Origin of the sequence: Halomonas sp. (genome assembly GCF_029263665.1) — a bacterium.
Taxonomy (GTDB): domain Bacteria; phylum Pseudomonadota; class Gammaproteobacteria; order Pseudomonadales; family Halomonadaceae; genus Halomonas.
The window spans coordinates 272,008-286,922 of the sequence record NZ_JAJUFQ010000003.1; the positions used below are offsets into that span (position 1 = coordinate 272,008).

Genomic DNA, 14,915 nt, shown 5'->3' on the forward strand with positions numbered 1-14,915 from the left:
GCCACCAGAGGTTGACTCATCAACATGACCACCGAGACCACCAGCGCGCCAAATTTCATTCGCAATCAGATTCGCGAGGAAATTGAGGCCGGACGGTCACAGAAGATCGTGACGCGCTTCCCGCCCGAGCCGAACGGCTTTCTGCATATCGGGCATGCCAAGTCGATCTGTCTCAATTTCGGCCTCGCGGAACAGTTCGGTGGTGACTGTCATCTACGCTTCGATGACACCAACCCGGCTAAGGAAGAACAGGCATATATCGATGCCATCAAGGAAGACGTGCATTGGTTGGGCTTCCAGTGGAGCGGTGATGTCCGGCATGCCTCCGATTACTTTGATCAGCTGTACGCCTGGGCCCAGCACCTGATTCGTGAAGGCAAGGCCTACGTCGATGACCTGTCCGCAGAAGAAATCCGCGAGTACCGTGGCACCTTGACCGCACCGGGCAAACCGAGCCCCTATCGCGAACGCAGCGTCGAGGACAACCTCGACCTGCTCGAACGCATGCGCACGGGCGAGTTCGCCGAAGGTGAAAAGGTACTGCGTGCCAAGATTGACATGGCTTCGCCCAATATCAATCTGCGTGATCCGATCCTCTATCGTATCCGCCATGCGCAGCATCATCAGACTGGCGACCAGTGGAAGATCTATCCATCCTATGACTTCACCCATGGCCAGTCTGATGCGATCGAAGGCGTCACTCACTCCGTATGTACCCTGGAGTTTGAGGACCATCGCCCGCTGTACGAGTGGTTTCTGGATAATCTGCCGGTACCCGCCAAGCCGCGTCAGATCGAGTTTGCTCGGCTTAATCTGAATTACACCCTGACCTCCAAGCGCAAGCTCAAGCTGCTGGTGGACAGTGGTATCGTCGATGGCTGGGACGATCCGCGCATGCCGACCATCTCCGGTCTGCGTCGTCGCGGTTATACGCCGGGATCGATTCGCAAGTTCTGCGAAATGATCGGGGTGACCCGGGCTGATGGAGGCCTGGTCGATATCGCCATGCTGACGCATGCGATCCGTTCGGACCTGGAAGATAACGCGCCGCGTGCCATGTGCGTGCTCAAGCCGCTCAAGGTGGTACTGACCAATGTCGCGGAAGACCATGAGGAAGTCTATGAAGTGCCTGGTCACCCGGCACGTGATGACTTCCCGGTACGTCGCATCCCGTTCACCCGTGAACTGTGGATCGATCAGGACGACTTCATGGAAGACGCGCCCAAAAAATTCTTCCGTCTTGCTCCTGGCAAGGAAGTCCGTCTGCGGAACAGCTATGTGATTCGTTGCGATGACGTGATCAAGAATGCGGACGGTGAGGTGGAAGAGCTGCACTGCAGCGTGGATTTCGACACGCTGGGCAAGAACCCGGAAGGGCGCAAGGTCAAGGGGGTCATCCATTGGGTCAGTGCCAGGCACGGCGTTCCTATGGAAGTACGCCTGTATGACAACCTGTTCCTGGTCGAACAGCCCGACAAGGACAAGGATGCGGATTTCCTTGACCACCTGAATCCCGAGTCCCTTGTTTCTGTTCAGGCGATTGGCGAGCCGAGCCTGGCGACGGCCAATGCCGAGGATCGTTTCCAGTTCGAGCGCGTAGGCTATTTCTGTGCTGATCGCCACGCCAGCCGCCCCGGTCACCTGGTGTTCAACCGTACCGTGGGCCTCAAGGATAGTTGGGCCAAGATTCAGAAGAAGGGCTGACATGCAGATCTACAACACACTGACTCGCACCAAGGAAGCCTTCACCCCCATCGAGCCGGGGAAGGTGCGCATGTATGTCTGTGGCATGACGGTCTATGACTACTGCCATCTGGGGCATGCCCGGGTGATGGTGGCCTTCGACGTGATCACCCGCTATCTGCGCTATCGGGGTTATGACGTCACATATGTACGCAACATCACGGATATTGACGACAAGATCCTGCGTCGTGCCGATGAAAATGGCGAGACCATCGGTGAACTGACCGAACGCATGATTGCTGCCATGCATGAAGATGAAGGGCGCCTGTTCGTCAAACGTCCTGACCACGAGCCTCGTGCGACGGGACATGTGGCCGAGATCATCAGCATGGTGCAGACCTTGATCGACAAGGGCTATGCCTATGCTTCGGATAATGGTGATGTCTATTATCGGGTGCGCAAGTTCGAAGGCTACGGCAAGCTCAACAATCGCGACCTGGATGAGATGCGAGCAGGTGCGCGTATCGAGGTCGATGAACACAAGGAAGATCCACTGGACTTCGTATTGTGGAAGGCTGCCAAGCCTGGCGAGGCACATTGGTCATCGCCCTGGGGTAACGGGCGTCCGGGGTGGCACATCGAATGTTCTGCCATGTCCACGTGCTGTCTGGGCGACACCTTTGATATCCATGGCGGTGGTCCCGATCTGACCTTTCCTCACCATGAGAATGAGATTGCTCAGAGCGAAGCGGCAACAGGCAAGCCTTACGTCAATACCTGGATGCATGCAGGAGCGGTGAGGGTCGATAGTGAGAAGATGTCCAAGTCGCTGGGCAACTTCTTCACCATTCGTGAGGTGCTTGAGGAACACGACCCTGAGGTGGTGCGCTATCTGCTGGTGGCGAGTCATTACCGTAGTGCCATCAATTATGCACCGGCCTCGCTGGGAGAGGCTCGCAAGTCCCTTGAGCGGTTCTATACGGCTCTCGAAGGGCTGGACGCCGTGGAAGACGATGCTTCAGGCAGCATTTCTCCGAATGGCATTTCTCCAGATAGCTACGCCGAGCGTTTCACGGCTGCCATGGACGATGACTTCAATACTCCGGAAGCCTTGTCTGTTCTGTTCGAACTGGCGCGTGAGCTTAACCGGGCCAAGCAGGGCGAGCAGGCCGATGCTGATCGTGCAGCTCGACTGGCTGGGGAGCTCAAGCATCTCGGTGGAGTGCTGGGGTTGTTCAGTCAGGACCCAACCACTTTCCTCAAGGGGGCTGCCGATTCACTGGCTTTGTCTGCTGAGGAAATTGAAGCACGTATCCAGGCTCGTGCCGAAGCCAAGAAAGCCAGGGATTTCGCGGCGGCTGATCGCATCCGAGATGAGCTTGCTGAACTTGGCATCATCCTCAAGGATTCCCGTGAGGGAACCACGTGGGTCGTGGAAAAAAGTTGAGGCCATGGCCAGAGGGTTGGGAAGAAACTCCAGGACAGCCTTGCTGATAGCTTGGGAACCGCCCTAGGTCAGCGGGGGTAGAGGAATCTGCCTTGGCCAGTCATCTCCTACCACAAAGACGCGTCGTCCAGCATATTTGGACGGCGCGTCTTTGTGTTTCTCATCAGCATGACATTGAAGCGTGAAAGGAAGATCGGAGAAGTACTGTGGTTCGGCACAAAGCATCAATTGCAAAGGTGTGGCATAGGTTGCGAAATGCGCTGCCAGGGTACGGCTCAGAGAGGTGCGCGACATCCAGTGGGGTGGCAGTGGTGGTGCTAGCCAGTGGGGCTTGGCCAGGCAAGTGCCAAAACGCATCTCATCCAGCTCCGAGCACAGTCGTGACCAGTCGCTCCAGTGACACCAGAGTCCCTGATAAGCGTCGGGGTTGAGCTTATCGGGCATGGGCAAGGAGTGGTTCCAGGGCGAAAAGAGCACCCCGGGCATGGCCAGCTGCACTTCGGGACAGGACGTTGCCAATGCACTCCGTATTGCTCCGGGCAGTTCATTCAAGATGTCATTCAATACCTGGCGGGCTTCCTTGGTCTGGGTCAGTGGCAACTGATGATGCAGCAGGTGATGGACCTTGAGTGACAGGCTGTCCAGGCCACCGGGGCCTATCCAGCGTGCCATGTCGTTCGGAGAACGGGGGCCCTGAATGAGTCCAAGGAAGAATTTCACCGCAACTTCGAGGTGTACCACGGTACCATCATGCTTGCGATAGACCAGATCCAGCTCACCCAATGTACGCCGATCGGCACGTACAGGAACATTGTGGGCGAGCAGTGTCGTGGAAGGTGCGGTGTCGAGAAGAAACTGCCAGAGGCGCTCATGATACTGACCCAGGCGGGTAAAGGCCGCCTTGCCTGTGTGTCGCTCCAGGGGGGCAGGATGGCTTTCGACATGGGCCAGATAGCTGGCCAGCACATCTGGATCTTCCAGGCCCAGGTCATGGCGCGTAGGGCGTCCGGGCCAAGTAGTGTTAACAAGATCCGGCGCACCAATTAACCATGCTAAATCACGCACCAGTGGATGGATCAGTGGCGGCCGATTTGAGGCAGGCGAGAAGAGATGGCATGGTGACATGAACAATACCTGATGCTGAGGTGCGTCTCATCCTTACCTCTTCTGCATAACATACTTCTATATTGGCTAGCGACTCTGATGACAAGAACGCGGTTGGTTCATGTTGTAACAGGATTATCATCACTACGGATCGAGAGTACTCTCATGAAAGCACCTCTTGCGCTTGTTTCCGCGACTGTCTTTTCAGCAATGATGTCTACCACTGCAGCTCAGGCTGCGGATGCAGTGGTGGTGTCTTCCAAGATCGATACTGAAGGTTCGGTATTGGGACAGATGATTCTGCAGCGTCTATCTGCTGCTGACATTGAGGTTGAAGACCGTTTGCAGCTCGGGGGCACCAGCGTGGTGCGCCAAGCCTTGCTCAATGATGAGATTGATATATATCCGGAATACACCGGTAATGGTGCTTTCTTCCATGATATGACCGACAGCGACGTATGGCACGATGCGGCGGCGGCCTTTGATACCGTCAAGCAGAAGGACGCCGAGCTTGGACTGGTGTGGCTGACTCCCGCTTCGGCCAACAACACCTATGCCATCAGTGTGCGTGGCGATGTTGCCAGGGAAAATGAATTGACCACCCTTGATGACATGGCGGCCTACATCAATGACGGCGGTGATTTCAAACTGGCAGGAAGTAGCGAGTTCGTTGAATCGGACTTTGCGCTTCCTGCCTTTCAAGAGGCCTACGGTTTCACTCTGGATGAAGACCAGCTACTGGTACTGTCTGGAGGCAACACGGCTGCCACCATGCGGGCGGCCGCCCAGCAGACCAGTGGGGTCAATGCTGCCATGACCTACGGTACCGACGGTGGCCTGCAAGCCCTGGACCTGCTCGTGATGGAGGATACCAAAGGAGTGCAGCCGGTTTACCAGCCGGCACCGGTGATTCGTCAGGAAGTGCTCGAAGCGCATCCGGAAATTGCTGACCTGCTGGCCCCCGTATTCGAATCCCTCGACCTGGAGACACTCCAGCGCCTCAATGGCGAAGTGGCAGTCAATGGCCTGGATCCGGCCAAGGTCGCAGAGGACTATCTGGCCTCTCTCGAGGAATGACCGATCGAGCCATCTGATATGCCACAAGGACAGGCCCAGGGACGGGCCAATTTCGTGCTGTTGAGTCTGCTGCTGATTGCCATGCTGGCATGGTGGGGCCTGCCCAGCGTCAGCCTGGCACCGAATCGCATTGTACCGGGGACGAACTATCATGTCTGGGCCGTGGTGGGTTGGCCCATGGCGATCGTGTGGGCCTTGCCATTGGCGGTGGGGGGCTGGTTGTGCAGAAAGTTCTCACCCCGACATGCCAGGGCAGTGCTGGTGCTAGTCACGATCAGCCTGATCGGCATGCCACTATGGATGACGTTGGCATCGTGGCAACTGGTAGACCCTGATTTGCCCCAGGCACGTCTCGGCATTGGAGCCAGCCTGTGGGTGCTGTTGTTTGTCCTGCTGCTGGCCATGGTCGAATTGCGCTCGTATCTGAAGCTGGCAACCTGGCAAGTATGGCTCTGTGTGTTATCTCCCGTGGTAGTGGGAGCCATCTGTATTCCTCTCGGTCTCGATGCTCTGGCGTTGTGGCAGGAGTATCTGGGGCGTCGTGATGGCTTGCACAAAGCCGTCGTCGAGCACTTGCTGCTGGTCAGCGCAACCGTCGTGCTGAGTCTTTCATTGGGTATCGCCATGGCCCTGGCGATACGTGCCGTACCTCGTCTGCAGAGCTCTGCCTTTGCTGTATTGAACTTCTTTCAGACAGTGCCAAGCCTGGCATTGTTTGGACTTCTGCTGGGCCCCTTGGCCTGGCTGTCCCACCACTACACTTGGCTGGCGAATCTTGGTGTCAGCGGAATTGGTTGGGCTCCTGCCTTGATGGCTTTGGTGATCTACAGTCTGCTGCCAATAGTGCGTAATACGTTTGTGGCGCTGGAAGGCGTCGATGAAAGTATCATCGACGCCGCTCGTGGCATGGGAATGAGCCGCATCCAGATATTTGCTCAGGTCCGGGTGCCATTGGCCTTGCCAGTGATGCTCGAAGGTGTCCGCATCACAACGGTACAGGCTATTGGCCTGGCTGCTGTCGCGGCTCTGGTTGGTGCAGGAGGATTAGGCAGGTTCATCTTCCAGGGCCTGGGACAGGCGGCCATGGACATGGTGCTACTGGGGGCTTTGCCAATCCTGCTGATGGCGGTGGCTGCCGATGCCCTGCTGGCTGCATTGTCGCGGTGGGTGCGAAGAGCGGAGGACGCAAGTTGATCGAGCTGATTCATGTCACTAAGCGATTCTCGGCGGCGACAGCTGTCGATGATATATCGCTCACGGTGAAAAATGGCGAATTCTGTTGCCTGATAGGGACCTCTGGCTGTGGGAAGTCGACCACGTTGCGCATGATCAATCGCTTGATCGAACACAGCGATGGTGAAATCCATATCGACAATCAGCCAATTCGCAGCTTCCGTGGGGAAACATTGCGACGGCGCATTGGCTATGTCATCCAAAGTACCGGTCTGTTTCCTCATTGGACAGTGGCACGCAACATTGCCCTGGTGCCGAATCTGCTGAAGTGGTCTGGGTCGCGTATTGAACAGCGTGTCGAAGAGCTGATGGAGTTGCTCGGGCTACCGGTTGCCGAGTTCGCCAGCAAGTATCCTCACCAATTGTCAGGAGGCCAGGCCCAGCGTGTCGGTGTGGCCAGGGCTCTGGCTGCAGACCCTGACATACTGTTGATGGATGAACCCTTTGGCGCCCTGGACCCGATCACTCGTGAGGCCTTGCAGTTCGAGTTGCGCGAGCTGCAGTCTCGCTTGAACAAGACCGTGGTCTTTGTCACTCACGATATGGATGAAGCCCTGCGCCTGGCCGACCGGCTGGTCGTGATGCATCAAGGGCGTATCGTGCAGCAGGGACATCCGCTGGAACTACTCCGGCAGCCTGCTGATGACTTTGTGGCTTCCTTGCTTGGTGGTGAGGACCGCGGTCTGAAGGAAGCCGCCTTGTTGCCGGTGCATGAACGCATGACACCACTGGGGGCTGGAGGAGTGGCCAAGCATCGCATTGCCCAGGACGCCTCCTTGCGTCAGGCGCTGTCGATGATGCTCTGGCAGCGTGTCGAGCGGCTGGCCGTCGTGGATGAGGACGATATTCCCATCGGTGAACTGAGTTTTCGGCGCCTGGCAGGAGCACAGAGCAATGACTGATCAGGCAGTGGGGCGTCCGCTTGCCTGGCGTTGGCTGATGCCTCTGATGTGGTGGTCGCTGCTGGTGGCGGGTTGTCTGATGATGGATGGGCTCGAGCCGTTGCTGAGATTGATCGAGCCTGATCATCGACAGGTTATCTATGCCCGGACCGATCTGCTGGTGCTACTGGGGCGACATTTGCTGGTGGTCGGAGTGGCTGCACTTCTAGCCGTGGCGATAGGCGTAGGAGCGGGAGTGGCCGTGACGCGTACCTGGGGGCGCGATTTCCTCCCTCTGGTGAGCCAGGTAGCATCCCTGGGGCAGACTTTCCCTCCCGTGGCGGTGCTGGCGCTGGCAGTGCCTGTCATGGGCTTTGGCACCTTGCCGATCATTGTGGCGCTGTTGCTCTATGGCCTGTTGCCTATCGTGCGCAATACCCTGGCAGGCATCGAGGGCATTGATCCTTCGGTCAAGGAAGCGGCGCGAGGCATGGGCATGTCAACAAGGGAGGTTCTGCTCCAGGTGGAACTGCCTCTGGCGGCTCCCGTCATCTGGGCGGGTATCCGGACTTCCGTGACGATCAATATTGCGACAGCTGCGTTGGGCGCGACAGTAGGGGCCAGTAATCTGGGGGATCCCATCATTGCCGGTATCGTCAACGGCAACATGGCCTACGTGGTGCAGGGAGCTGTGCTGGTCGCGCTATTGGCGCTGAGCGTGGATAGTGTCTTTGCTCAATTGTGCGACTAAAGTTGCGTCTATTAACTTCTTTCAGTTTACGTTAACGTCACATCGTGCGTTGACCGTTCGCAGGGCAATCCCCTGGCGAGACGGGGAAATAACGACAACACTGCCCTCAAAAAGGGTAAAGGAACAGCACGATGACAACGACAGCTCAGATTCACGAGCCGGACTTCCTGGCCGGCGACGAATTTTCCATCCCGACCTACAGTGTCCTGACTCAGGATGGCACGCTTTTTCCTGGCGCCACGGCACCTGATCTGGGCAAGGAAAAGGCGCTGCGTATCTATCACACCATGGTGAAGACCAGAGTGATGGATGAACGCATGATGGCAGCCCAACGCCAGGGACGCCTGAGTTTCTACATGCAGTGCACCGGTGAAGAAGCCGCCGTGATTGGCAGTGCTGCAGCCCTCGATGATGCCGACATGATCATGGCTCAGTATCGAGAGCAGGGCGCCTTGATGTATCGCGGCTTCAGCATCGATGAGTTCATGAACCAGCTGTTTGGCAATGAACTCGACTACGGCAAGGGCCGCCAGATGCCGGTCCATTACGGGTCACGCAAGCTGCATTACATGACCATCTCATCGCCTCTGGCAACTCAGATTCCCCAGGCCACGGGCTATGCCTATGGCCAGAAGCTGGCTGGCAATGGTAACTGCACCATCACCTACTTTGGTGAGGGGGCCGCCTCAGAAGGCGACTTCCATGCCGCCCTGAACATGGCGGCGGTACATGAAGTGCCAGTGATCTTCTTCTGTCGCAATAATGGCTATGCGATTTCCACACCATCGGTGGAGCAGTTCGCTGCGGACGGTGTGGCCCCCCGAGCTTTCGGCTATCGCATGCACGTGATCCGTGTCGATGGCAATGACGTGCTGGCGGTGTATCACGCCACCGAGCGCGCACGTCAGCTCGTGGTGGAGCATAACAAGCCGGTACTGATCGAGGCGATGACCTACCGTCTCGCGGCGCATTCATCATCTGACGACCCTTCCGGGTATCGTTCACGCAAGGAAGAGGACGCCTGGCGAGAAAAGGACCCGCTTCGTCGCATGCAGGCCTGGTTGGAGCATCAAGGCTGGTGGGACGAGGAGGAGGAGAAAGCCCTGCAGGATAGTCTGCGTCGCGAAGTGCTGGAAACCATGAAGCGCGCCGAGAAGCGCCCGCCACCTGCATTGGATACTCTGGTGAGTGAGGTTTACGCCGAGGTCACGCCAGCCTTGCAGCATCAGTTGGATGCGCTCAAGAACCATATCCGGCATTACCCCGAGGCCTACCCGCGCGGTGCCCGTTTCCTGGATACCACGCGGCAGGAAAAGGATGCGCACAATGAGCAGGGAGGTGCTTGAGATGCCGACGATCAATATGCTTCAGGCCATCAATCAGGCACTGGATATCGCCATGGCTGAAGATGAGCGTGTACTGTGCTTCGGTGAGGATGTGGGCGGATTTGGCGGCGTATTTCGTGCCACTAGCCACCTGCAGGAGAAATACGGCAAGGCCCGCTGTTTCAATACCCCCCTGGTGGAACAGGGCATCATTGGTTTTGCCAATGGCCTGGCGGCCCAGGGGTCCGTGCCGGTGGCCGAGATCCAGTTTGCTGATTACATCTATCCGGCCTTCGACCAGATCGTCAACGAAACGGCGAAATATCGCTATCGTTCTGGCGACCTGTTCAATGTCGGTGGGCTGACCATTCGTACCCCATATGGTGGCGGTATCTCCGGCGGTCATTATCACTCTCAGTCACCAGAAGCCTATTTCGCTCATACTCCTGGCCTCAAGATTGTGGTGCCCCGTAATCCCTACGAGGCCAAGGGGTTGTTGCTGGCAGCGATTCGCGACCCTGATCCGGTCCTGTTTTTCGAGCCCAAGCGCCTGTACCGCGCCGCTGTCGGCGAAGTGCCGGAAGAAGACTACCAACTGCCCCTCAGTGAAGCGGAAGTGACCAAGGAAGGCAGTGACATCACCGTGCTGGGCTGGGGCGCTCAGATGGAAGTCATCGACAAGGCTGTGGAAATGGCCGAGAAAGATGGGGTGTCATGTGAAGTCATTGATTTACGCACCATCCTGCCCTGGGATGAGGATACTGTTGTCGAGTCCGTACTGAAAACCGGGCGTCTGGTGATTACTCATGAGGCGCCGCGAACCGGTGGCTTTGCAGGTGAAATTTCCGCCACCATTCAGGAGCGCTGTTTCCTGTACCTGGAATCTCCCATTCAGCGGGTGACCGGGTTGGATACGCCTTTTCCTCTGACACTGGAAAAGGAATATCTGCCAGACCATCTCAAGATCTACGAGGCCATTCGTGCCGCAATGAACTACTGAGCCGCTAGCCCGTCGAGGGTGGCTCGTTGAGACAGGTACGGACAGGAGAGACAAAGATGACGGAATTCAAATTGCCCGATATCGGCGAAGGCATCGTCGAATGTGAGGTCATTGAGTGGAAGGTGGCCGAGGGCGACACCATCGTCGAAGACCAGCCGGTGGTGGAGGTGATGACCGACAAGGCCCTGGTCGAAATCACCGCACCGACGGATGGGCGCGTGACGCAGTTGCATGTGGCCAAGGGTGAGATGGCCAGGGTGCACGCGACATTGTTCAGTTACGATGCCCTTGATGGCGAAGGTGAAAGCACGACTGCCGGCAAGAGCCAGGAGCCAGCAGAAGGCAGTGCGGCACGCTGGGAAACGCCTCTCGAACATGGTTCCTCGCAAGTGACGAAAACCAGCGCTGGGGCCGTGGACTTCATTTTGCCGGATATTGGTGAAGGCATTGTCGAGTGTGAGGTGGTCGAATGGCATGTTGCCGTAGGTGATCATATCTCGGAGGACCAGCACCTGGTCGATGTGATGACTGACAAGGCCATGGTCGAGATCACCGCGCCGGAAGATGGCGAAGTCAGCGCGTTGCATGTTGCCAAGGGAGAAATGGCCCGGGTCCATGCTCCATTGTTTGCCTATCGTGCAAAAGGTGGTCACTCCGCTGTCGAGATGGCCGAGAAGCATGAGAAGGCCGTTTCTTCCGTCGCGGTGGATCATGTGGCGGCATCAGGATCCCATGTGCCAGATTCTGGCATGTCGGGTGGCGCTGAGGGTTCCGGTGTCAATGTCACGGCGGGAAAAGGGGCCTACGGGCGTACGCCGGCGAGTCCTGCCGTGCGCCGCCTGGTGCGTGAGCATGGCCTCAAGCTTGAGGCGATTCCCGGTAGTGGCCGCATGGGCAGGGTACTGAAGGAAGATGTATTGGCCTATCTGGCGCAGGCCGAGAGCACAGAGACCAGGCAACCGGATGAGAGATCATCCGACAGTACTGCCGTACGGCCATCAGCGGCGGGGTTCGAGAATATCTCGCACACCGAGCCCATGCGAGGCATTCGTGCAGCCATGGCTCGCCAGATGGTGGCTTCTGTCAGCACCATTCCCCATTTCCACTACGGGGAGGAAATCGATGTCACAGAGCTTTTGGCGTTGCGTCAGCGTCTCAAGCCCCAGGCTGAATTGCGACAGCTACGCCTGACGTTGATGCCGTTCTTCATGAAGGCCATGGCCTTGGCCGTGCGTGCCGAGCCTATTCTCAATGCACGCCTGAACGAAGACGCAAGTGAGATCCAGTATCTGGCCCACTGCAATATTGGTATGGCGGTGGATGGCAAGGCAGGACTGATGGTGCCGAATATCAAAGGAGTCGAAGGGCTCAGCGTGCTGGATATCGCTGCCGAGGTTCAGCGCCTGACCGAGGCTGCCCGGGAAGGCCGCGTCAGTCAGGAGGATCTCAAGGGCGGCACGATCAGTATCTCCAATATTGGTGCCATGGGAGGCACTTACGCAGCACCCATCATCAATGCGCCGGAAGCGGCTATCGTGGCCATCGGCAAGAGCCAGTGGTTGCCACGCTTCGATGAACATGGCGAGGTGACTCGACGGGCCATCATGACGGTGACATGGGCCGGTGATCATCGACTGATCGATGGCGGGACCATTGCTCGCTTCTGTAATGTATGGAAAGGTTTCCTGGAAAGCCCGGAAACCATGTTATTGCATCTGTCCTGATGCCTCTGTAGATGTCCCAGGCCCAGTTACAGCAGTTCTACATTCCCGAAGAGCAGTCGATTTATCTGCTCAGTCAGGATGATGCGCGCAAGCTCAAGGAGTGGGTTGCATTATGCCAGGCCCAGCTTGAGCAACTGGGCTACCGTGATATCGAGTTGATCGGCAAGGGCGCCTATGGCTTTGTCTTTGCCGGTATCAATAGTATGACCACGGCTTCCCGAGAACATTACGTATTCAAGTTCTCTCGGGTGACGCTGCCGCAGCATCTGCAGGATCGTCTTGAAGAAGAGGCGTTCATGCTGGAGCAGGTGGATCACCCCCGGGTGCCCCGGTTGGTGGCTTTCCAGCGAGTGCGTCACCAATCGATCATGGTCATGCAGCGAGCTCCTGGTATCAATCTGGAGGAGTTCTCGCTGCACAATGGACGCCTGTCGCCGCGTCTGGTGGTGCGGATTGCCGATCAGCTGGCAGATATCCTGCGCACCTTGCGTCAGGAAAGGACACCAGAAGGCAACCCGCGGCGCCCGGTAGTGCATGGTGACATCAAGCCTTCCAATCTGGTGTTCGATGAAGAGCAAGAGACCGTCGCGCTGATTGACTGGGGATCGTCCGTCTTCGCCCAGCTTGATGCCCGCCTGCAGTTCGTGACCGCCAACGTCATGGAGCTGATGTCGGATAACCTGCAGCAGACCAATGCCCGTCTGGGAGATGTCTATTTCATTGGTGATGACCAGTTGAATGGTGCCTTGTCGTCGCCACGTTTCGACGAGCAAGGGGTGGCTGCCACGCTCTATGCCCTAGCGTCGGCTCAGTCCTGCCGTTTTGGCCAGCGTGCCATTCCAGCACGCTCTCTTGGCTTGCCCATGGAGTTTGCGCGGGTGCTGGACGGTATGCTGGATCCTGACCCGCAGACACGTCTCAAGGCCGGGGATTACTTCCTGAGTGAGATGCCGCGCATGGGACGCTTGGTGATGCTTGACCTGCCGGCCTCGCCCGAGGCCCCGCTGGTGCCGGTATGGAGTCGGGCAGCGACCCGCGATATCGACTGTGTGGTATACAGTTCACGCAAGTCCTTTCTACGTGAAGAAGGCGTGGAGGAAACCCTCAATGACGTCAACGACGTGCAATTGGATCGTTATTACCGCAACTTCATGCAGGGCATGGGAGAAACCGAAAAGGCCTTTCTTGCCTCGGTCAGCCGCCTGGGCAAGTATCCGCTTGTCGGCGGGCTGGCGGTTCGCTGGGAAGCAGATGGGGTCTATATCGATTCATCACTGAACCTCTACGATCCACAACTTAAGCCCGCTTTCGTCACGGCAGTGAACAACATGGTGACCCTGGCCAGAGCCATCCATCGCCAAGGTATCTTCAAGAGCTGCCTGTTCAATGCCAGGGATACACTGCACCTGGAGAGAGAAGGTGTCGAGCACCCTTTCATTGTCGACCCGACCATGCGCCTGTCGTATGAAGTAAGTGGAGTACCTGAGCTGGAAGATCGCTCGCGACTGCATAGCTACTTCGAGGATGGCCCGGATCCCGAAGAGCTGCTTGTCCTGCCCGAGGCCATCATCAGTGCCTTGCAGGAGCTCAATGAGATCCACCATACCGGCATGATCATCTTTGAGGCTCTGCCTTCCCATCTGAAGATTCACCACCATTACCGCTTGCTTGATCCATCACGGGAAGAAGAGTTCCGGGATCGTCTGGAGGATATCCTTGATGCAGTACGGCTGATCGAGGGACTGGGCATTTCCGGTTTCATGAAAATGCCCTACAAGGACACACGTTTCTTTCCCCATGTGGCCAGCCAGCCTGAGCGCTATTATCCACGCGACCCCAGGGCGGCACTGGCCAAGTGGCAGGAAACATCTTCCCCCGCAGGCATCCCCGACAGTGACTGAGGCTATGCTAGACCCTGGCGAATCATGACCTCCGTGATGATCGGAACGGGGCTCATCAAGTGCTCACGCATCATCTGGCGGGCCTTGGCCTTGTTTCGGGACAGTACAGTTTCGGTCAAGGCGGCATGTTCGTCGCGCTTGGCTGCCAAGGCGGCGCTCGACAGCACGATTTCACGTAACCACAGGTGACGATAGCGCTCGACCTGATCGAACAGTGTCTGACGCACCTGCAGCAGGTGAGGAGAGCGACAGCCTGTGACGATGGCAGTGTGATAAGCCTTGTGGCGGGCATCCCATACATCGAGCTGTTCTTCCAGGCCGCTGACCTTGACGACCTTGGACAGGGTATGCGCGCAGGCCAGTATTTCCGCCTCCCAGTCGTCATCACCACGCTCCATGGCCAGCTCCAGCATCAAACCTTCCAGTTGGGCCCGGGCATCGTAAAGATCGTTGAGTTCGTCAAGGGACATGGGGGCAACACGATAGCCGCGTTGGCTGATGGCCACGACCAGGCGCTCGGCGACCAGTTGCGACAGGGCTTCGCGCAGGGGGCCGGTACCTAGCGCATAACGCTCCTTGAGCCGTGCCATCAGCAGTTTTTCGCCAGGAAGGAACTGCCCCCGAATGATGTCCTGCTTGAGTCGTCGGTAGCCACTGATGGCGAGGTTCTGCTTGCCTTGTGGTTCCATGTCTGGCTGTTCCATATACGGCTGTTCCATATCCAGCGTTGCCCCTTGGATGAGGCATTCATGATACCAAATTGCTCGGCGTATCCAGATCTGCCAGCAA

12 protein-coding genes are annotated in these 14,915 nt (G+C 57.5%); 10 read left to right on the plus strand and 2 right to left on the minus strand.

Features of this window, described 5'->3' with window-relative positions:
* Window positions 1-24 precede the first annotated feature (24 nt).
* Together Q1K07_RS04545 and cysS are read left to right on the plus strand one after the other, a co-directional pair.
* Entirely contained in the window at window positions 25-1,704 is a 1,680-nt protein-coding gene (locus tag Q1K07_RS04545) for a glutamine--tRNA ligase/YqeY domain fusion protein (protein WP_300308472.1), read from the plus strand.
* A gap of 1 nt (window position 1,705) precedes the next feature.
* Complete coding sequence (gene cysS, locus Q1K07_RS04550; protein WP_300308475.1) at window positions 1,706-3,130, plus strand: cysteine--tRNA ligase; 1,425 nt, start codon at window positions 1,706-1,708, stop codon at window positions 3,128-3,130.
* Between the two features lie 63 nt (window positions 3,131-3,193).
* Here the strand turns inward: cysS and Q1K07_RS04555 are convergent, their stop codons facing one another.
* Window positions 3,194-4,195: a DUF1853 family protein gene (locus Q1K07_RS04555; protein WP_300308478.1), complete on the minus strand. Its 1,002-nt coding sequence runs from the start codon at window positions 4,193-4,195 to the stop codon at window positions 3,194-3,196.
* 204 nt (window positions 4,196-4,399) lie between these two features.
* Between Q1K07_RS04555 and Q1K07_RS04560 the strand changes: the two genes are divergently transcribed.
* The 8 genes from Q1K07_RS04560 to Q1K07_RS04595 all read left to right on the plus strand — a co-directional run bounded on the left by Q1K07_RS04560 (window position 4,400) and on the right by Q1K07_RS04595 (window position 14,126).
* A complete protein-coding gene (locus tag Q1K07_RS04560; protein ID WP_300308482.1) occupies window positions 4,400-5,311 on the plus strand; it encodes an ABC transporter substrate-binding protein in 912 nt (303 codons plus the stop codon).
* Window positions 5,312-5,329: 18 nt separating this feature from the next.
* A complete protein-coding gene (locus tag Q1K07_RS04565) occupies window positions 5,330-6,505 on the plus strand; it encodes an ABC transporter permease (RefSeq protein ID WP_300308485.1) in 1,176 nt (391 codons plus the stop codon).
* Window positions 6,502-7,446 carry an ABC transporter ATP-binding protein gene (locus tag Q1K07_RS04570; RefSeq protein WP_149284657.1) on the plus strand — a complete coding sequence of 315 codons (945 nt, stop codon included), beginning with the start codon at window positions 6,502-6,504 and terminating at the stop codon, window positions 7,444-7,446. Before Q1K07_RS04565 ends, Q1K07_RS04570 begins: the two co-directional genes overlap by 4 nt.
* Window positions 7,439-8,176 (plus strand): ABC transporter permease, encoded by a 738-nt coding sequence (locus tag Q1K07_RS04575; RefSeq protein WP_300308491.1) that lies wholly within the window; start codon window positions 7,439-7,441, stop codon window positions 8,174-8,176. The genes Q1K07_RS04570 and Q1K07_RS04575 overlap by 8 nt, the downstream gene beginning before the upstream one ends.
* 131 nt (window positions 8,177-8,307) lie before the next feature.
* Entirely contained in the window at window positions 8,308-9,522 is a 1,215-nt protein-coding gene (locus Q1K07_RS04580; RefSeq protein WP_300308494.1) for a thiamine pyrophosphate-dependent dehydrogenase E1 component subunit alpha, read from the plus strand.
* A 1-nt stretch (window position 9,523) separates the two neighbouring features.
* Entirely contained in the window at window positions 9,524-10,501 is a 978-nt protein-coding gene (locus Q1K07_RS04585) for a transketolase C-terminal domain-containing protein (RefSeq protein ID WP_300308496.1), read from the plus strand.
* Between the two features lie 56 nt (window positions 10,502-10,557).
* Complete coding sequence (locus Q1K07_RS04590; protein WP_300308499.1) at window positions 10,558-12,225, plus strand: dihydrolipoyllysine-residue acetyltransferase; 1,668 nt, start codon at window positions 10,558-10,560, stop codon at window positions 12,223-12,225.
* An 11-nt stretch (window positions 12,226-12,236) separates the two neighbouring features.
* On the plus strand, window positions 12,237-14,126 hold the full coding sequence (locus tag Q1K07_RS04595; protein ID WP_300308502.1) for a protein kinase: 1,890 nt from the start codon (window positions 12,237-12,239) through the stop codon (window positions 14,124-14,126).
* A 2-nt stretch (window positions 14,127-14,128) separates the two neighbouring features.
* On the opposite strand, the gene csiR is transcribed toward Q1K07_RS04595, so the two are convergent.
* Window positions 14,129-14,845 (minus strand): DNA-binding transcriptional regulator CsiR, encoded by a 717-nt coding sequence (gene csiR, locus Q1K07_RS04600; protein WP_300308505.1) that lies wholly within the window; start codon window positions 14,843-14,845, stop codon window positions 14,129-14,131.
* Window positions 14,846-14,915 lie beyond the last annotated feature (70 nt).